Genomic DNA, 18,393 nt, shown 5'->3' on the forward strand with positions numbered 1-18,393 from the left:
GCGCGCCGCTCACGTCGGCCGGATGACCGCGCGTACGCAGCCGTCCTCCTTCTCCTTGAACATCTCGTACGCCCGCGGTGCCTCGTCCAGTGAGACGCTGTGGGTCGCCAGATGGGACGTACTCAGCTCGCCCGCCGCCATGCGGTCCAGCAGCATCGGGATGTAGCGCTGCCCGTGCTGCTGGGCGCCGCGTACGGTCAGACCCTTGTTGATCACCGCGCCCAGGGGGAACTTGTCGACGACCCCCACGAACACTCCGAGGACGAAGACGGAACCGCCCTTGCGGCAGGCGTGGATGGCCTGCCGGACGGCGGTGGGGCGGTCCGTCCGGAGCCGCAGCTGCTGCTTCGCCCGGTCGTAGAGGTGGACCGGGCTGTCGCTGTGCGCCTCCATGCCGACCGCCTCGATGCACACGTCGGGACCACGGCCACCGGTACGTTCCCGCAGCTCGGCACCGACGTCATCCCCAGCCGCTCCGGGATCCGGTCGATGGAGATCACGCGCTCCGCGCCCAGCAGGATCGCGGCGCGCGCCGCCATCTGGCCGACCGCCCCGCATCCCCACACGGCGACCACGTCACCGGGCTTCACACCCGCCAGGTCGGCGCCCATCCAGCCCGTCGGCACCGAGTCGGACACGAACAGCGCGCTCGTGTCGTCGATGCCCTCGGGCACGGGGAAGGCGCCGTAGTCGGCGAAGGGTACGCGTACGTACTCGGCGTGGCTGCCGCGCAGGCCGCCCATGGCGTGCGAGTAGCCGAAGATGCCGCCGGTGTCGGCGCCGAAGAGGGCCTGGCCGATGCCGGGGTTGGTGTTCGTGTTGTCGCACAGGGACCACAGGTCGTTGGCGCAGTACCAGCAGCGGCCGCAGCCGACGAAGGACGAGACCACCACGCGGTCGCCGACCGAGTGCCGGCGCACACCGGCACCCACCTCGACGACCTCGCCGAGGAACTCGTGACCGATGACGTCCCCGGACCGCATGAAGGGGATGTATCCGCCGATGAGGTGCAGGTCGGAGCCGCAGGTGGTGCCGGCGAGGAGCCGTACGATCACGTCCTGCTCGTTGCGCGGGACGGGGTCGGGTACCTGCTCGACGCCGAGCTTGTTGACGCCTTCCCAGCAGAGAGCCTTCACAGCACTCCCTCCCCGCCCGCGCGCCGGCTCAGCAAGCCGACGAGTTTCCCGCCGGGCGTCTTCCGTGGGGTGGGCGGCGTGTGATCTTCGACTGTGGCGCCGCGAAGCGCACGGCCAGCTCCGTTCCGCGGTCCCCCGGCGCGGGGCTGGTCCGGGTCTCGATCCTTTCGCCGCGGACCGATGGCTGACGGTGACGATCAATCTGGGACCGGCCGACGTGCAGCCGGATCCGCCGGGCGCGCCTTGTGACGCCGAGCGACGACGGCGGCCCCGGCGGCGAGTCCGGCGGCGGCCCACAGTGATTTTCCGGCGGTCATGGTCATGGTGGTTGGTCTTCTCGCTCGGGGCGCGTCCCGGTGAGCGCGCCGACGCGCCGCGGGTACCCACGGCTGAGCCGCGCCATCCCCGTGCGCGGGGCGCGGGCGACAAGCGGGATCCGTTGGGCCAGACTTTTTACAGAGGCAGGCTTTCACCCCCGTCCGTGGGAGGGGGCTCCCGTGCTGGATGTGCCGTTCTGGTTGTGGATCGCGTTCGCCGTCACCGTGGTCGTGGCGCTGGCCGTGGATCTTCTGGCGCACCGGGAGGCACACGTCATCGGCTTCAAGGAAGCTGCCGCCTGGAGCGGGGTCTGGGTCGGTCTCGCCCTGGTCTTCGGTGCGGTCGTCTTCCTGGTCCTGGGTGTGACGCCGGGGGTGGAGTACACGACCGCGTGGCTGCTGGAGAAGAGCCTGTCGGTCGACAACCTGTTCGTCTTCGCGCTGATCTTCGCCTACTTCAAGGTGCCGCGCGCCTACCAGCACCGCGTGCTGTTCTTCGGCGTCATGGGCGCGCTGGTGTTCCGAGGCGTCTTCCTGGCCGCCGGAGTCGCTGTCGTCAGCCGGTTCACCGCGGTGCTGTTCGCCTTCGCGGCCGTCCTCTTCTACAGCACCTACAAGATCCTCAAGGAGGAAGAGGACAGCTTCGACCCGGGCAAGAGCATCGCCGTACGGCTGCTGCGCAAGGTCATTCCCGTCCGGGACGAGTACGCCGGGATGAGGTTTTTCGTCAAGGAGGCCGGGAAGCGGGTCGCCACCCCGCTGCTCGCGGTCGTCGCCGCGGTCGAGGCGGCCGACCTGATCTTCGCCGTGGACAGTGTGCCCGCCGTGCTCGCGGTGAGCGACGACGCCTTCATCGTCTACACCAGCAACGCGTTCGCCATCCTCGGACTGCGCGCCCTGTACTTTCTGCTCGCCGGCCTGCTGGACCGGTTCCGCTACCTGAGCAAGGGTCTCGCGCTGATCCTCTCCTTCATCGCCGTGAAGCTCATCCTCCAGGCATCGCACAAGATGATCAGCGGCAGCATCCCGGAGATCCCGTCGCCGGTCAGCCTGGCCGTCATCGTCGCGGTCCTCGCGGTGTCCGTCGTGCTGAGCGTCCGGCGCCCGTGAACACCGGGTCGTCCTACCTCACCGATGGCTCCGCGCGTGCAATGTTTATCCCATTTTAGGGCAAATTAGCTTAATCTATGTGTATGGCCAGAACTGAGCGTGCGACGACCCAGCAGGCCGGACATGTCTGCCCCGCCTGCAAGCAGCCGGTGTCCGCGCAGATCGCGCGGCACAAGACGATGGGGGTTTACGTTCCCCTGTGGAAGTCGGGCCCCTGCCACAATCCGAGCTGCCCCAAGTGCGCGCAAGAAGAGCGGAAGCCGCACGGCGCGACAGCGTGAACAGCGCTCCCGGGCCGGCATACGGCTGACGGCGCCGCCGGGGCAGTGATGGTGGCGGTCCATGGTGGCCGTCCGCGTCACCGTGTCCGCCGCCCGGCTGTTTTCGCCCACTAAAGGTCTGCATTCGCGTACTCCCTGACAAAAAACCAAGTCGGCCCGCGGGGCCAGGTGGTGAGGGGGCACGAGGGAAGCCATGAGGCGCACGAGTCTTCTCTGAGCACACCGGGGCGGTGAAAGTACGCCCGTGACCCGATGAAATAACTCCCACGGCACCCCTTTGAGTGAATTGGCCCGGTGCGGGACGTGGGTATTCGACGAATGGCGTCACGGAAACACCTTTCAGCGAACAGGAGTTGTCGACGCATGCCTCATGCGATGAGCACGACGGAGCGAGAGGAATTCCTCGCCGGGGTCCACATCGGGGTGCTGGGGGTCAGCGCGGGCGACGGCGGGTGCCCTCTGCTCGTACCCGTCTGGTACGCCTACCGCCCCGGCGGCGACATCACCGTCCTGACCGGCCGGGACTCGACCAAGACGGGCCTCGTCCGAACGGCAGGCCGACTCGTCATCTGTGTGCAACGAGAAACGGCACCGTACAAATACGTCAGCGTCGAAGGCCCGGTCGTCGCGTATGAAAACGTCGTGGACGCGGGCGAACGGGAAGCGATGGCACACCGCTATCTGGACCCCGACACCGCCCGCGCCTATCTGGCCGCCACCGCGGAGCAGCTCTTGACCGACGCGACCATTCGCGTGCGGCCGGAGCGCTGGCGTACCGCGGACTTCTCCTCCTTCGCGGCCGCTTTCACCCCTTAGATCCCAAGGAGTCGACCATGCCCGGTGCCTCGACACCACGCACCGACGGGCCGGACGAGTCGGCGCTGTGGAACGACACGGCGACGCCCTATCCGCGGGACCGCTGCCTCCACGAGGTCTTCGAGGAAGTGGCGGCGGCGGCGCCCGGAGCACCCGCGGTCCGGCACGGCAACCGCGGGCTCAGTTACGGCGACCTCAGCCGGCACTCGGGCCTGCTCGCCGAGCGGCTGCTCGCCGCCGGCGTCCGGCCCGGCACCAACGTCGGCGTCATCGGCGGCCGTGGCCCCGAGGCGCTCGTGGCGTTCCTGGCCGTGCTCAAGTGCGGCGCGGCCTACGTGCCGCTGGACGACGAGCTGCCGCCGGCCCGCCTCCAGGCCATGGCCGAGGACGCCGACGTCCGGGTGGCCGTGTCCCTGCCGGGCAGTACGGGCCGCGTCCGGCGCCTCGGCGCGTGTGTCGACGTGGGCACGGTCCTGCCCGGGCCGGCCACGGAAGGGCACCGGAGCCGACGGGGCCCCGGGCCGGCCAGGACCGCCGGGACCGTACCCCGCTCGGCGACGGACTGCGCCTACGTGATGTTCACCTCCGGGTCCACGGGCAGGCCCAAACCCGTCGCCGTCCCGCACCGCGGCATCATGCGCCTCGCCGCCTCCGCCCCCTGGCTCGCCCCTCCCACGGCCGAGGACCGTGTGCTGCACGCCTACAGCTGCGCATCCGACGCCTCGACCATCGAGATCTGGTCGGCGCTCCTGTCCGGCGCGTGCCTGGTCGTCGCGGAGCGCGAGACGCTGCTGTCGGTCGACGCGCTGGAACGCCTGTTGCGGGGCGAGCGTGTGAGCGTGGCGTTCCTGACCGCGGGAGTGCTTCACCACGTGGTGCGCAACCGGCCCTCGGCGCTGCGCGGGCTGCGCTTCGTCTCGGCCGGCGGAGAGGTGCTCGACCCGCGGCTGGCCGCTCAGCTGCTGGCCGCCTGCCCCGACACCATGCTGGTCAACTTCTACGGGCCGACCGAGAACAGCGTCGTGTCCAGCGCGTTCGTCGTGGGTGAACTCCCGCCCGGCACAGGAGCTGTTCCCATCGGCCGTCCCTTTCCCAACTCCACCTGTCACGTCCTTCGGGACGACGGCACGCTCGCCGACGTCGGCGAGGAGGGCGACCTGCTGGTCGGCGGCGACGGGCTCGCCCTCGGCTACTGGAACGATCCCGCGCTGACCGCCGAGCGCTTCGTCGAGGCCCCGTTCGGTTCGGGCGAGCGCCTGTACGTCACGGGGGACCGGGCCCGTTGGCGCGGCGACGGATCGCTGGAGTACCTCGGCCGCCGGGACCGGCAGGTCAAACTGCGTGGCTTCCGCGTGGAACCGGACGAGGTCGAGGCACGCCTGCGCGCGCACCCCGCGGTGGGGGAGGCCTGCGTGGACGTCCTGGGCGAGGGCCCCGGTGCCCGGCTCATCGCTCATGTGACGCCCGCGCGTGCCGGTTCGCCGGTTCCGGTGGCGCACGTACGCGCGTATCTGACCCGGTGGCTGCCGCCGCCCGCCGTGCCCGGTCACCTCCACGCCGTGGACCGCTTTCCCGTGACGGGCGCGGGCAAGGTCGACCGCCGGGCCCTGGCCGCCCGCGCCGGAACCGCCGCCGACGGCGCCGTGTCCGACGACGCCGGACCTGACGCTGCGGCCTCCCACCGCGACCGCCCGCCGGTCGAAGAGGCCCTGCTCATCTCTCTGGCGGACATCTGGGAGCGTTCTCTGCGGGTCCGGCCGCAGCCGACCGACAGCTTCTTCGACCTGGGCGGCGACTCCCTGCTCATCGCCGAGGTGACCACCAGGACGATGGGCGTCCTGCACCTGGACGCCGCCCACGGCACGTTCCTGGTACGCAGTCTGCTGCGGGCGCCGACCCTTGAGGCGTACGCCCGAGCGGTGGCGCAGGCGGGAGGCGCCGAACAGACCACCGACCGTGCCCTTCACGCCGTCGACTTCGCCCGCGAGGCGCGGCTCGGGCTGCGGCTGCCGCCCCGGCGCGGTCGCGTGCCCGACTGGCGCCGCCCCAGGCGCGTGCTGCTGACCGGCGCCAGCGGATTCGTCGGTGCCTTCCTCCTCGACCGGTTCCTGCGCGGCACGGGCGCGCACCTGCTGTGCCCCGTACGAGCGCGGGACGAGACCCACGCGCGCCACCGCGTGCACGCCAACCTCGCCCGATACGGACTTCCCCCGGCCCCGGAACAAGCACGACTGTCCTGTTTCCCCGCCGATCTGACCCGGCCGCGCCTCGGCCTCTCCGAGGAGGTGTTCGGGGAGCTGGCGGACTCCGTCGACCTCGTGGTCCACGGCGCCGCGCACGTCAACTTCCTCTACCCGTACGCCGCTTTACGGCCGGCCAACGTCGAGGGGACGCGCGAGGTGCTGCGGCTTGCCGCGGGCCGCCGGGTGCCCGTGCACTTCCTGTCCACCATCGCGGTCCTCGCCGGTTTCGGCACCGCAGGGGTGCGGCACGTGGACGAGGACACCCCGCTCGACCACGCCGATCACCTGACCATGGGCTACGCGGAGAGCAAGTGGGTGGCCGAGCGGATGCTGAAGGAGGCGGCGGCGTCGGGCCTGCCCGTCGCGGTCTACCGGCCGTACGAGATCACTGGCGAGCAGCACACCGGCATCTGCAACACCGAGACGGCGATCAGCTCGCTGTTCAGGGTCGTCGCGGAGACAGGCCTGGCTCCCGACATCCCGCTCCCGCTGGACTTCGTACCGGTCGACCACCTCGCCGACGCCGTCCTGCACCTGGCCACCCACGAACCCGCCGACGGCCGCACCTACCACCTCACCAACCCCCGCCCCGCACGCCTCACCGACATGCTGGCCCGTATGCGCGCCGCGGGATACCGCGTCCGCGACCTCGACTACGTCGCATGGGTGCGGGAGCTGGTGAAGCACGTGGCACAGAACCCCAGCAGCCCGACGGCCCCATTCGTCTCCCTCTGCGTCGACCGCAGCAACCAGTCGGACATCAGCGTCAAGGAGATGTACCTCGATGGCGTCTTCCCGGGCCTCGGCCGCCGCAACATCGACCGCGCCCTGCGCGGTACCGGACTGCACTGCCCACCCACCGACGCCGCGCTCCTCGACCGCTACCTCGGCTTCTACCGCTCCAGCGGCTATCTGCCCCCACCCCGCGGCCACCACGAAACCTGACCTCTGTGGACCTGGCCTTCCATCACCACAGCCCCCACAGGAAGCGCGCGTACTCGTCGGTGACCGGACCCGGCGAGTACGCGCTCTCTCGCAGCTCTCTCAGCCGCCCTCTCTGTCGCCCTCTCAGACGCCCGCGATGCTCTGGATCCAGGACCGGTACGCCGTCACGTTCGTGTACGCGGTCGTGGTCTGGCGGTCACTGGTGGAGGCGACGCCGACCTGCACGCCGTTGGCCATCATCGGGCCGCCCGAGTCGCCGCCCGCGGTGATGCCGTCGCCGCGCCGGGCGCAGATGGCCTGGCCCTGGTAGGCGTCGCGGCAGCCGCCGGTCACGACGACGTTGGCGACCTTCAGGAGCCTGGACTGGCAGTTGATCTCGGAGCCGCACTGGGAAGTCGCTCCCCAGCCGTACACCTGCACGGTCTGGTTGACCGACACGGAACCCGGGGCGCCGAGACGCGCGTAGGTCGCCGACACGGAGCGGTCGAGCCTGACCAGGGACAGGTCCGAGCCCGCGTGGTTGTGGACGCTGACGCCGTTGGCCGTGGTGCCGCCGGACGTCTGGTCGAGGCTGCCGATGCGGAACGAGAGGCCGCCGCCGCTCACACAGTGCTTCGCGGTCAGGATCCAGGTCGGGGCGATGATCGTGGCGCTGCAGGTCTGGCGGCCGTTGGAGAAGAGCCGGGCCGCCCAGGGCGCGTTACTGGCGTAGCCGCCGCCGATGATCGGCTGGGGCCCGTTGTCGGCCGCCACGGTGGGCGCGGATGTGTTCGCGCTTGTCGGGGCCTGGGCCGCCGCTGTGGGAGCGAGTCCCAGAACGGCCATGGCGACGGCCGCGAGTGCGGGGACAAGTCTGGATATTCGCACGTGCGTCTCCATTATGTGGGGATGGACGTCCTTGATCAGGACGAGGCCGCATAGGTATGCGGCGGGAGCACGCGCACAGAAGGCGGGTTGTCCTGGCGCGTGCATGCCATTTTCGGCTGGGGCGAATGTGGCAGAGGAGCCGACGGCGGCGCAAGAGGTTGAACGCGGGTGTCTGTATTTGCGACCTGACGCATGATCAAACAGCTTGGCCCTGGCGTTGGGCCTGGGTCTGCGCCTGCTCCGGGGCCGGGCCGGCTTCACTGAGGCCGAACCGGCCGTGGAGCTTCCGCAGGAAGCCGGGCGCGTACCAGGCCGAGCGGCCGAGCAGCCGCATCGCGGCGGGGACGAGGACGCCGCGTACGGCGACGGCGTCGATGAGGATGGCGAGGCCGCTGCCCAGGCCGAACATCTGCATGAAGCTGAGCTGGGCCGTACCGAAGGCGAAGAAGCTCACCGCGAGAAGGACGGCCGCCGCGCTGACGATGCGTCCCGTGTGCCCGAGGCCGCCCGCCACGGCGGACTCGTTGTCCTCGCCCAGGTCGTGGAGTTCCTTGATCCGGCTGGTGACGAACACCTCGTAGTCCATGGAGAGTCCGAAGGCGACGCAGAACATCAGCACGGTCATGGACGTCTCCATCGGCTGCGGGGTGAAGCCGAGCAGGCCCGAGAGATTGCCGTCCTGGAAGATCCAGGTCATGACGCCGAGGGTCGCTCCCAGGCTGACCAGGTTGAGGACCAGCGCACGCAGCGGCTGCACGACGCTGCCCGTGAACAGGAAGAGCAGCAGGAAGGTGGTGACGGCGATCAGGCCCACGGCGAGCGGGAGCCTGTCGCCGATGGAGTCGTTCGAGTCGACCAGTTCGGCGTCGCCGCCGCCCACCAGCGGGTGTGTCCCGGCGGGCGGGGCGGCCGTCCTGACCTCCTCGACCAGGTCCTTGGCCGCGTCCGACTTCGGCGTCAGAGCGCTCACCACGTTGAGCTGCTGCGCGGCGGGGCGGTCGAGCGCCGCGTTGCCGGGGCCGGCTGCCTTGGAGCGCCCGTCGGCGTAGACCCCCGTACTGGCCTCGACGCGGACGACGCCCTTGAGTGCGGACAGTTCGGCCGCGTACGCCGCCAACGGGCCACGCTCCACGGCCCTGTCGATGACGACGTGCAGGGCCGCGGCGTCGTTGCCGTCGAAGTTCTCCCGCAGGGCCGCCGCGACCTGGTGGCTCTCCGCGCCCTCGGGCAGCACGCGTTCGTCGGCCGTGCCGAAGGTGATGCCGAGCAGCGGGCCCGCCGCCACCAGCAGCACCGCGAGCACGGGCAGCGCGGTCAGCGCGGGCCGCCGCATGACGGTGCGGGCGAGCCGCCCCCACACCGACGCCCCGGATCCGGAGCGCCCCGGCTTCGCCCACGGCAGCCGCCCGCTGTTGACCCGGTGCCCCAGGACGTTGAGCAGGGCCGGCATCACGAACAGGGTGGCGAGGGCCGCGATGACGACGACACCGACACCGGAGTAACCGAACGAGCGGAGGAAGTACTGCGGGAACACCGTGAGCGCCGCGAGCGCGGCGGCCACCGTCACCGCGGAGAACGCGACCGTACGGCCCGCGGTGCTCATCGTCTTCCGGACGGCGTCGTCCACGCTCGCCCCCGACGCGAGCTGCTCCCGGAACCGGCTGATCATCAACAGGGCATAGTCGACGCCGAGACCGAGGCCGAGCGCCGTGGTGAGGTTGATCGCGAAGACGGAGACCTCGGTGACACCGCCGACGAGGAACAGCTCCGCGAAGACACCCACGATGGCGATGAGCGCGATGGCCAGCGGCAGCAGCGCGGAGACCACGGTGCCGAAGACGACCAGGAGCAGCAGAAGGATCAGCGGCACCGCGATGGACTCCGCCAGAATGAGGTCTTCCTCCGTCTGAGGCCCCATCTCGTGACTCACGCCGGCGCTGCCTCCGGCCTTGACCGTGAGCCCGCCCTCATATGTTCCGGCGTAGTCGTCGATGACGTTCTTGGCGTTCTCCTGCCGCTGCGCGTCGTGCCCCTTCACCCGGGCGAGCACCAAGGCCTCGCGGCCGTCCTTGGAGCGGAGGTCGGGGCTGTTCGTGTCCCAGTACGAGACCACGTTCGCGAGCTGCCGCTCCTCCTTGAGGTCGGACACAAGGGTCCGGCCGCTCTGTTCGGCGGCCGGGGTGTCGACGCGGCCCTCGGCGGCATGGACCAGCAGCACCAGGTTCGTCTCGCCGCCGAACTTCTCGTCGATGACATCTCTGGCCCGGGAGGACTGGGAGGCCGGATCGTCGAAACCGCCCCCCAGCAGCTTCCCGAAAGCACCGGCGCCCAAGGTGCCCATGAGGGCCACGACCACGACGGTGACGACAAGTACCAGCCGGGACCGGCGAATCGCCAGCTCCGCTATGCGTTCAAACACGCACGATCTCCTTTGGTTTCCACACGGTGAAAGGGGCGCGAAGCGCACGAGCGACGTTAGTGAGACCCCCGAAGATTTGGCAGTGTCAGATTTTCCTCACACCTCGCAACTGTGCGGTGCGGGGCGCGAGTTGACGTCGTACGGTCGTCGCATGTCCGTCGACGAACAGATGGCCGCCCCGCCTTCGCTGCGCCGGCGACGCCGGGCCGCCGCCACGCGGGAGATCCTGGACGCCGCCGAGCGCCACATCACCGAACACGGCCCCGCGGCCCTGTCCCTGCGGGCGGTGGCCCGGAGCCTCGGGATGACCGTGCAGGCGCTCTACCACTACTTTCCGAGCCGGGACGCCCTGGTCACGGCACTCGTCGCCAAGGCGTACGACGACTTGGCGGAGGCCGTGCGGGCCGCCGTCGACACCGCGGCGGACGGTCCGGCCCTGCCGCGCCTGGTGGTCGCGGCCGAGGGCTACCGCCGATGGGCCATCGCCCACCCCGAGCGCTTCCAGCTCCTCTACGGAACGCCGCTGAGGGACTACGCGGCACCCTCCGAAGGCCCGACCACGCACGCGATGCGGCGGATGAGCGCCATCTTCGAACGCGAACTGTTCGACGGGTTCACCGCGGAACAGCTCGCCGCGGCCGAGACCCCCGCGCTCTCGCCCTCACTCCGGGCACATCTGGAACAACTGCCGAAGGACGGGCTGGGGGACATGCCCGCCCCCGCGACCGCGCTCCTCCTGAGCGCGTGGGGACACCTGCACGGCCTCGTCGTCCTGGAGGTGTTCGGGCACACCTCTTTCCTAGGCGACCACCAGGCCGAGATCTTCCGCATGGCGATGCGGAACCTGCTTGCGGACATCCACCGCCGGGTTCCGGCGCGGGGCGCCGGGACCTGAGGCGACTTCGGGCCCGCCGGGCGCCGAAACGCTGGTACCACTTCCATTACCAGGCCGAATGACCATACTGGTCGAGTCCCGATCACCCACAGAACGACTCCATGGCCAAGAACAGCACCTCCTCGACCACCGTCCCCGACACCGCGTGGCTGGGGCGCGGGCGCCACCTCGGGCCCGAGCCCGAGCAGGATGTCCGGCGCAACCTGATCGCCCTCAAGGCGGCCGGGGTGCTCGACGACTTCCTGGACCTCGACCCCGTCGAGGCGGCCCGCTCCACCGTCCTGCACCCGCGTGACGAGTCCGCCGACCCGGGCCCCTCCGCGCGCCGTCTCTTCGAGGCCCGCTGGCGCGTGGCCGACGACGTGACGGTGCGGGCACAGTTGACGACGTACGACCCCGAGGCCCGCCGCAAGGAGGGCGAGGGCGTCATCTGGGTCCTCGCCGCCGAGGCGGAGCGGGCGTGGGACGCGCACTGGCCGTCGCCCGCCACCATGTTCTGGCCCGACAGCGACCGCGTCGCCTGGGACCACGACACGGTGCCGGGCGTGCGCCTGCGGAGCACCAACCACCTGCCGAAGGACGACGACGAGCTGCGCCACCGGCTGCGGGACTGCACCCGGCAGAGCTGGTTCGTCCACGTCGTCGTCCACGAGGCGATGACGCCGGACGCCAGGGGGCAGCAGCCGGTCTCGGCGTTCCTGCCGCCGAGCCTGCGGCACCGGGTCGTCGAGCACCGGGGCACGCCCGAGCAGGCACAGATCGCCGACTTCGCGATGAAGCGGGAGCTGGGCGTGCGGATGCCGCGCGGCGGCGCCGTCGTCCTGCCCACGGCGGAGCTGGGCGCGGATGACCACGCGGAGCGTTTCACGGTGCGCAGCGTCTTCCTGGACGGCTCGGAACCGACCGAACTCCTCGACAGGATCATGGAGTTCGCCGCGCTGCCGCACCCGCTGCCGGCCGACGCCGAGCGGGCCCTGACGCGGTTGCGCCACGGCTGGCACCTGCTCACCCCGGACGAGGAGCTGGTCCACGCCCAGGGCATGGTCACCAAGTACGCCGAGGCGCTCGACGCCATGACGAAATCGCGTGACCTGTACCAGGAGGCGGCCGAGGCGGCGATGGCCGCGCTGGCCGAGACGAGTGGCGGCGACGGTGTGCCCCGGCCGGCCGCGCCGGGGCCTGCCAAGGCGGACGGCTCGCCGCTGAGCGCCCTCACGAAGGCGTTCGGCCGCTTCCGCGGCACGAACAACCCGCATGAGTAGGGCGGTGCCATCAGTTTCGCGCAGCGCATCCTGCACGAGATGGAGCGAGGTCTGCGGCGCGACCGTCGCTCGCGGTGTCCGTCGGGGGACTTCGGTCCGTTTCAGCCCACGTAGCGGCGGGCCGACGACTGCCGCTGTGCCTCTTCCAGGACCCGCAGCCGCGCCTCGGCCTCCGTCGGCAGCACGCGGCGCTCGCGCAGCACCCACGGCAGGGCGGCCGCGGCTTGCGCGAAGGCCCGCAGGGACACGGTGTCGCGCGGGACCGTGCGGGCCAGGTGGAGGGTCCGGCGCAGTGCGGGGCGCGCCGGGCGCCGCAGCCAGGTGAACCACAGCGTGTTGCGGATGCCGTGTGCCCGGCGGAGCGTGGAGTCCCGTACGCGGGAAGGGTGATGATGGATCGTCAGGTGGTCCGCGTACGTCAGCCACCAGCCGTCCGCCGCCAGGTCGGCGGCGAGCAACTCCTCCTCGCCGCCCAGCCACAACCGCGGGTTGAAGCCGCCCGCGGCGCGGAAGGCGTCGGTGCGCAGCACGGTCGCCGCGGCCAGGAAGGAGCCCAGCGCGGGGCCCGGCAGCCACTCCGGTCCCGGCACGGGCGAATGGCGCAGCTCCTCGACGATCGGGTCCTCGGTGCCCTCCGGTTCGACCACGATGCGGGCCGTGACGGTGGCGACCGCGGGGTGCCGGTCGAGGAGGTCGGCCGCGCCGGACAGCGAGCCGGGCGCCCACCAGGAGTCGTCGTCGCAGAACGCCACGTACGGCGTACGGATCTCGCGGACCGCGAGGTTGCGGCCGATGGCGCCGAGATTGCGTCCGGGGCACAGCAGGCGCACCCACGGGTGTGTGCGGGTGACGGCGTCCGCGGTGCCGTCGGTGGAGCCGTTGTCGACGACGACCACCTCTGGCTCTTCGGGGAGTTCGGCCAGCCGGTCCAGGGTGCGGAGCAACTCGGGGCGGCGGTTGTGGGTGATGACGACGACGGTGGTGCGTGGGTCGGTCATGGCTGTGCTCCGTCCAGCGTGCAGGCGGCTTGCTCAAGGTGCGGGGGGAGGGGGCGGCGGGCACGTAGGGCCGCCGGCAGGCGTGCGAGGGCCTGGCGCAGGGCCTGCCGGGCGGCCGGGTCGCGGCGGGCGTCGGCCGCCAGCCGGCCGGTGCGGGCCAGGGCGTGCGGCAGGGGGCGGCGCAGCCACAGGGTGAGGAGTTCGTTGCGGCGCATCCTGGCCGGGCGGCCGCCGCGCGGCGCCGGATCGGGATGGTGGTGGGCGACCACGTCCGGGCAGTGGGTGACGCCCCAGCCGCGCGCGGCGAGATCGTAGGCGAGCAGGGTCTCCTCGCCGCCGAAGAACAGCAGGGGATGGAAGCCGCCGACGTCCAGGTAGGCGCTGCGGCGGACGACGGAGGCGCAGGCGAGGAAGCCGAGGACCTGAGTGCCCGGCAGGTCGTCCGCCGGGCCGAGCGGGGACGTGGCGAGGACGTCGTTGAGCGGGTCGGGTTCCTCGGCGGAGCCCACCAGGGTGCGGGCGGAGACCAGGCCGAGCCGGGGATGCGTGTCCATCAGCTTGGCCGCGTGCTCCAGGGCTCCGGGCGCCCACCAGGAGTCGTCGTCGCTGAACGCCACGTACGGGGTGCGCAGGGCGCGCACGCCGTCGGTGCGGGCGAGAGCGCCCCGGTTGTGCGGCAGCGGCACCACCTGGACCTGGGGGAAGTCGCGGGCGAGCCGGGCCCGGGTGTCGTCCTTCGAGGCGTTGTCGACGACGAGGATCTCGGGCCGTTCGGGCAGGTCGAGCAGGTGCCGCAGGGTGCGGCACAGACTGTCCGCGCGGTTGCGGGTGGCGATCACGACGCCTGTGTCGGGTGTGGGGTTCATGAGGCGTGGGGGAGTTGGTCGAGGGCTTGCAGTACGTCATCGGTGGCGATGCGCAGCAGTGCCGGGTCGGTGTGGCGTGCGTGCGGATCGCCGTCCGGGCCGGGGTGCCACAGCGCGCGGTGGCGCGGGCCGGCCGGTGGGCCCCAGCGGCTCGGCGGGACCGGGCCGAACAGGGTGACCGACGGGGTCGCGTGGGCCACGGCGAGGTGCGCGATGCCGGTGTCGCCGCTGACGACCGCGCGGGCGCCCGCGACCAGCGCGGAGAGCCGTTCGAAGGGCGGGCCGCCGGCGAAGGTGTCGGTGTCGGGCAGCTGGGCCTGCTTGGTCAGCCGGGCCACGAGGTCGTCCTCGCCCGGCCCTCCGGTGACCACGACGCGGTGGCCGCGCTCGCGCAGGGCGGTGGCGACGGCGGCGTAGCGCTCCACGGGCCAGCAGCGGGAGGGGGCGCCGGCGCCCGGGTGCAGCACGACGGCGCCCGGCGCGGGGGAGGGGGCCGCCGGGCGGTGCAGCCGCAGGTCGGCGGGGTCGGCGGGGATGCCGTAGAACTCCAGGAAGCGGCACCAGCGGTCCCGTTCGTGTTCCTCCGCCCACCACGGGGGCCCCTCGATCTCCGGGGTCTGCGGATGGGCGAACGCGAACAGGCGGCGCGGGCCGAGCGTCTGGAGCAGACGGTGGCTGGGCGGTCCGTTGCCGTGCAGGTCGACGGCGATGTCGGGCGGGGCGCCCGTCCAGTCGAGGTGGTCCGGTACGGCGCGGCCGGGGGCGGAGGCGGGCAGCAGCCGGTCGACGACGCCGCTCGCCGCGGCGACCGGAGCCAGCTCGGCGGGGGCGGCCAGCACCAGCTCGTGCTCGGGCAGTCCCCGGCGCAGGGCGCGCAGCGCCGGTACACCGGCGAGGAGATCACCGAGCCCGAGGGCACGCAGGACGAGCAGCCGGGGTCGGGTCATCGGACGTCCTCCGCACGGGCGTTCGTACGCTCGGCCCCGGTGGCGGCGTGGGCGGCCCGAGTCCGGGCACCCGCGGCCCGCGCGAGCAGCGAGGTCGAGGAGCGGCCGTCCAGGTACGGCAGCAGCACCGCCTGACCGCCCCACTCCTCCAGCAGCGTCGCCTCGGGGAGGTCCGCGCCCGAGTAGTCGCCGCCCTTGACCCATACGTCGGGGCGCAGTCCCGTCAGGAGCCGCTCCGGGGTGTCCTCGTCGAAGACGGCCACCGCGTCGACGCAGCCCAGGGCGAGCAGCACACGGGCCCGGTCGACGAGCGGGTTCACGGGGCGGTCCTCGCCCTTGCGGCGCCGCACGGACGCGTCGGAGTTCGCGCAGACGATCAGGCAGTCGCCGATGCGACGGGCCGTCTGGAGCAGCCGTACATGCCCGGCGTGCAGCAGATCGAAGCAGCCACCCGCCGCGACGACGGTGCCACCGGCGGCCCGCACCCGGGCGATGACGGCATGCGGGTCGGGGGCCGCGTCCTCGCCGCCCTCGTCGGCGGAAGCGGACGGCGGCCGGGAGCGAGCCTCCGGTGAACGGGAGGTCACCCCACCCGCGCCGCCCTCGGCGACGAACGCGCTCGCGGCGGCCACGGCACCTTCCACCGCCTCACCGACGAGCGCGCCGTCGGCCAGCAGACCCGCCGCGGCGGCGGCGAACCGGTCACCCGCACCGCACGGGTCACCGTGGTGGGCGGCGGGCGCGGGGATGAACAAGGGATGGTCGCCGTACGACAGCAGGGCGCCCCGCGCACCCATGGTCACCGAGACGGAGGCCGCCTCCCAGCGCCGTACGAGCGCGGCGGCGTCGCGGGCGGCACCGCGCAAGTCGCCCTCCGGCACATCGCGGCCACCCTGCTCGTCGGCCGCCGCCGCGAACGTACGCGCCTCCGACCGCGCCGGAGTCACAAGCCGCGTCCCCGGCACCGGTGCCCCGCCGCGCGGATGCGGGTCCCAGACGACCGGAGGACGCTCGGCCAGCACGTCCCGCAGGGCGTCGGCCGCGCCACGGCCGTAGTCGGCGACCAAGGCGGCCGGGGCCGCGCGGACCGCCTCGCGGGCCTCGTCGGTGGCCTCGCGGACACGGCCGTCACCGCGGTCGACGCGGACCACCGGACGGCCCCGCGCGAGCACCCGGGTCTTCTCCGGCAGCGCGCCGGTCAGCGGCAGGCCGATCACCTTCACCCGGCCGTCCAGCAGCCGGTGCAGCTCCTCGCTCGCCGGGTCGGCGCCCACTCCGGTGATCAGCGTGACGTCCCGGCCGTCGTCGGCCGCGAGCCGGGCCGCGAGTGCGGCGCCGCCCGGCCGCGACCGCCGCCCGCGCTCGGCGACGACCGGCACGGGCGCGTCGGGGGCGAGCCGGTCGGCGGTGCCGCTCACATCACGGTCGAGCAGCGCGTCGCCGACCACCAGCAACGGTGCCCTGGCGCCGCTCACGCCGCCCCCCTCTCCACCGCCGCGTCGAACGCCGCGCACACCATGTGCACCGCCACCAGGTGGAGTTCCTGGACGGTCGCCGTGGAGGTGCCCGGTACGCACAGCGCCTCGTCGCTGCCCGCCTCAAGCGGGTTCGGGGAGGGCCCGGTCAGCGCCCACACGGTCATGCCCGCGGCGCGCCCGGCGTCGGCGGCCGACAGCAGGTTGGCGCTCGCGCCGCTGGTGGACAGCAGCATCAGCACATCACCGGCGCGGCCGTGGGCGCGCACCTGGCGGGCGAAGAGCTCGTCGACGCCGTAGTCGTTGGCGATGGCGGTCGTGCTCGACGTGTCGGCGTGCAGGGCGATCGCCGAGAACGGCGGCCGGTCGTCGCGGTAGCGTCCGACGAGCTCGGCGGTCAGGTGCTGGGCCTGCGCGGCGCTGCCGCCGTTGCCCGCGGCCAGCAGCCGGCCGCCACCGCCGAGGGCGGTCGCGAGCCGCTCGCCCCACCGCTCGGTGAGGTGGGCCCGGTCGCGGAACCGGGCCATGGCGTCGACGTGTTCGTCGCAGTGCGCGGTGACGGACGATTCGGCGTGGGTGCTCATCAGGCGACCTCCGTACGCAGTTCTCGGCGGCCCCGGACGGTCTGCCGGTAGACCTGTTCCACTCCGTCCGCGACGCGCTGCCAGGTGAAACGGGCCAGCACGCGTTCACGTCCCGCCTCGCCGAAGCGGCGAAGCCTCCGCTCGTCCCCGAACAGGTCACGGACGGCGTCGGCGGTCTCCGACGCGTCACCCGGCGGCACGCGCCGTCCGGTGCGTCCGTCGGCGACGGTGTCCCGGTGACCACCGACGTCCGTGGCCACGACGGGTGTCCCGCAGGCCATGGCCTCCAGCGGGACGATGCCGAAGGGTTCGTACGACGGCGTGCACAGGACCAGGTCGGCGCTGCCGATGAGCGCCGGCATCCGGCGCGGGTCGACCGCGCCGAGCAGCCGCACCCGGTCGGCCACGCCTTCCTTCTCGGCGACTTCGCGCAGCCGTGCGGCCTCCGGGTCGCTCTCCAGCGCGCCTGCGGCCGGGCCGCCGGCGATGAGCAGCTCCGTGTCCGGGATCCGGGCGAGGGCACGGATCGCCTGGTCGTAGCCCTTGCGGGGCACCAGCCGGCCGCAGGCCAGGAGACGGTGCCGCCGCTCGCGCGCGGGAGTGCCGGCGTCCTTCGCCCCGGGGTGGAAGCAGTCGACGTCGACCCCGCACGGGACCACGGACACCGCCTGGCGGTGCACGCCCATGGCGGCGAGTTCCCGCACCTCGTCGGAGCACGTCGCGAGAGTCCGCGCGCAGGTGCGGCCGAGCTGTCGCTCGATGCCGAGGCGCTCGGCCGGGCTGGTGTCGTCCCGGCCCTGGTGGCGCCGCTTGACCGTGCCGAGGGCGTGGAAGGTCTGGACGACCGGAATGCCGTACGGGTGCGCGCCGAGCCGCGACGCCATGCCGGACATCCAGAAGTGCGCGTGCGCCACATCGGGTCGCTCGTCGCGCCAGGCGTGGGCCAGGTGGGCCCCGAAGGCGGGCATGTGCTCGAACAGCGCGTCCTTGGGGACGGTCCCGGGAGGTCCGGCCGCGACGTGCTCGACGACGGCGCCGCCGGGCAGCGGCACACGGTCGGGCAGGTCGGTGGAGTCGCGCCGCGTGTAGACGGTGACGTCGTGTCCGCGGCGCGCGAGCTCCTCGCTGAGGCGGGCGACGTACACGTTCTGGCCACCCGCGTCGACACCGCCGAGCGCGGCGAGCGGGCTCGCGTGTTCGGACACCATGGCGATCCTCATCGGCTCACCGGC

The 18,393-nt window shown here is 72.5% G+C and carries 15 protein-coding genes; 5 read left to right on the top strand and 10 right to left on the bottom strand.

Annotated features, from left to right (window positions below; genetic code table 11):
* Positions 1–9: 9 nt before the first annotated feature.
* Together ACWDZ7_RS17545 and ACWDZ7_RS17550 are read right to left on the bottom strand one after the other, a co-directional pair.
* Complete coding sequence (locus ACWDZ7_RS17545) at positions 10–249, bottom strand: hypothetical protein (RefSeq protein ID WP_451797838.1); 240 nt, start codon at positions 247–249, stop codon at positions 10–12.
* On the bottom strand, positions 213–1,136 hold the full coding sequence (locus ACWDZ7_RS17550; protein ID WP_451797839.1) for an alcohol dehydrogenase catalytic domain-containing protein: 924 nt from the start codon (positions 1,134–1,136) through the stop codon (positions 213–215). The genes ACWDZ7_RS17545 and ACWDZ7_RS17550 overlap by 37 nt, the downstream gene beginning before the upstream one ends.
* A 497-nt stretch (positions 1,137–1,633) precedes the next feature.
* Between ACWDZ7_RS17550 and ACWDZ7_RS17555 the strand changes: the two genes are divergently transcribed.
* The 3 genes from ACWDZ7_RS17555 (at position 1,634) to ACWDZ7_RS17565 (ending at position 6,848) form a co-directional block, all read left to right on the top strand.
* Positions 1,634–2,563 (top strand): TerC/Alx family metal homeostasis membrane protein, encoded by a 930-nt coding sequence (locus ACWDZ7_RS17555; RefSeq protein WP_451797841.1) that lies wholly within the window; start codon positions 1,634–1,636, stop codon positions 2,561–2,563.
* Positions 2,564–3,219: 656 nt separating this feature from the next.
* Positions 3,220–3,660, top strand: a complete 441-nt coding sequence (locus tag ACWDZ7_RS17560; RefSeq protein WP_451797843.1) for a pyridoxamine 5'-phosphate oxidase family protein — start codon at positions 3,220–3,222, stop codon at positions 3,658–3,660.
* A 17-nt stretch (positions 3,661–3,677) separates the two neighbouring features.
* Complete coding sequence (locus ACWDZ7_RS17565; RefSeq protein WP_451797845.1) at positions 3,678–6,848, top strand: amino acid adenylation domain-containing protein; 3,171 nt, start codon at positions 3,678–3,680, stop codon at positions 6,846–6,848.
* Between the two features lie 123 nt (positions 6,849–6,971).
* Here ACWDZ7_RS17565 and ACWDZ7_RS17570 read toward each other — a convergent pair whose 3' ends face one another.
* Positions 6,972–7,715, bottom strand: a complete 744-nt coding sequence (locus ACWDZ7_RS17570) for a S1 family peptidase (protein ID WP_451797846.1) — start codon at positions 7,713–7,715, stop codon at positions 6,972–6,974.
* A 196-nt stretch (positions 7,716–7,911) separates the two neighbouring features.
* Positions 7,912–10,134, bottom strand: coding sequence for an MMPL family transporter (locus ACWDZ7_RS17575; protein WP_451797847.1), 2,223 nt, complete (start codon positions 10,132–10,134; stop codon positions 7,912–7,914).
* 151 nt (positions 10,135–10,285) lie between these two features.
* Here ACWDZ7_RS17575 and ACWDZ7_RS17580 point away from each other — a divergent pair, with 151 nt between their 5' ends.
* Complete coding sequence (locus ACWDZ7_RS17580; RefSeq protein ID WP_451797848.1) at positions 10,286–11,029, top strand: TetR/AcrR family transcriptional regulator; 744 nt, start codon at positions 10,286–10,288, stop codon at positions 11,027–11,029.
* Positions 11,030–11,130: 101 nt separating this feature from the next.
* On the top strand, positions 11,131–12,291 hold the full coding sequence (locus ACWDZ7_RS17585; RefSeq protein ID WP_451797849.1) for a hypothetical protein: 1,161 nt from the start codon (positions 11,131–11,133) through the stop codon (positions 12,289–12,291).
* 101 nt (positions 12,292–12,392) lie between these two features.
* Here ACWDZ7_RS17585 and ACWDZ7_RS17590 read toward each other — a convergent pair whose 3' ends face one another.
* The 6 genes from ACWDZ7_RS17590 to ACWDZ7_RS17615 are packed head-to-tail and all read right to left on the bottom strand — an operon-like array spanning position 12,393 to position 18,381.
* Positions 12,393–13,289, bottom strand: a complete 897-nt coding sequence (locus tag ACWDZ7_RS17590; protein WP_451797851.1) for a glycosyltransferase family 2 protein — start codon at positions 13,287–13,289, stop codon at positions 12,393–12,395.
* Positions 13,286–14,155: a glycosyltransferase family 2 protein gene (locus ACWDZ7_RS17595; RefSeq protein ID WP_451797852.1), complete on the bottom strand. Its 870-nt coding sequence runs from the start codon at positions 14,153–14,155 to the stop codon at positions 13,286–13,288. Before ACWDZ7_RS17595 ends, ACWDZ7_RS17590 begins: the two co-directional genes overlap by 4 nt.
* Entirely contained in the window at positions 14,152–15,102 is a 951-nt protein-coding gene (locus ACWDZ7_RS17600; protein ID WP_451797854.1) for a glycosyltransferase family 9 protein, read from the bottom strand. The genes ACWDZ7_RS17595 and ACWDZ7_RS17600 overlap by 4 nt, the downstream gene beginning before the upstream one ends.
* Positions 15,099–16,577: a D-glycero-beta-D-manno-heptose 1-phosphate adenylyltransferase gene (rfaE2, locus tag ACWDZ7_RS17605; RefSeq protein ID WP_451797855.1), complete on the bottom strand. Its 1,479-nt coding sequence runs from the start codon at positions 16,575–16,577 to the stop codon at positions 15,099–15,101. Before rfaE2 ends, ACWDZ7_RS17600 begins: the two co-directional genes overlap by 4 nt.
* Positions 16,574–17,161, bottom strand: a complete 588-nt coding sequence (locus ACWDZ7_RS17610; protein ID WP_451797856.1) for a D-sedoheptulose-7-phosphate isomerase — start codon at positions 17,159–17,161, stop codon at positions 16,574–16,576. The genes rfaE2 and ACWDZ7_RS17610 overlap by 4 nt, the downstream gene beginning before the upstream one ends.
* Positions 17,161–18,381, bottom strand: coding sequence for a glycosyltransferase (locus tag ACWDZ7_RS17615; RefSeq protein WP_451798101.1), 1,221 nt, complete (start codon positions 18,379–18,381; stop codon positions 17,161–17,163). The genes ACWDZ7_RS17610 and ACWDZ7_RS17615 overlap by 1 nt, the downstream gene beginning before the upstream one ends.
* Positions 18,382–18,393: the final 12 nt, after the last annotated feature.

Source organism: Streptomyces sp. NPDC003032 (assembly GCF_053591415.1).

Bases quoted from the DNA above. Each gene is read 5' to 3' on its own strand.
- ACWDZ7_RS17560 (WP_451797843.1), top strand. From the start codon at position 3,220: ATGAGCACGACGGAGCGAGAGGAATTCCTCGCCGGGGTCCACATCGGG.
- ACWDZ7_RS17565 (WP_451797845.1), top strand. From the start codon at position 3,678: ATGCCCGGTGCCTCGACACCACGCACCGACGGGCCGGACGAGTCGGCG.
- ACWDZ7_RS17580 (WP_451797848.1), top strand. From the start codon at position 10,286: ATGTCCGTCGACGAACAGATGGCCGCCCCGCCTTCGCTGCGCCGGCGA.
- ACWDZ7_RS17585 (WP_451797849.1), top strand. From the start codon at position 11,131: ATGGCCAAGAACAGCACCTCCTCGACCACCGTCCCCGACACCGCGTGG.
- ACWDZ7_RS17590 (WP_451797851.1), bottom strand. From the start codon at position 13,289: ATGACCGACCCACGCACCACCGTCGTCGTCATCACCCACAACCGCCGC.
- ACWDZ7_RS17595 (WP_451797852.1), bottom strand. From the start codon at position 14,155: ATGAACCCCACACCCGACACAGGCGTCGTGATCGCCACCCGCAACCGC.
- ACWDZ7_RS17600 (WP_451797854.1), bottom strand. From the start codon at position 15,102: ATGACCCGACCCCGGCTGCTCGTCCTGCGTGCCCTCGGGCTCGGTGAT.
- ACWDZ7_RS17610 (WP_451797856.1), bottom strand. From the start codon at position 17,161: ATGAGCACCCACGCCGAATCGTCCGTCACCGCGCACTGCGACGAACAC.
- ACWDZ7_RS17615 (WP_451798101.1), bottom strand. From the start codon at position 18,381: ATGAGGATCGCCATGGTGTCCGAACACGCGAGCCCGCTCGCCGCGCTC.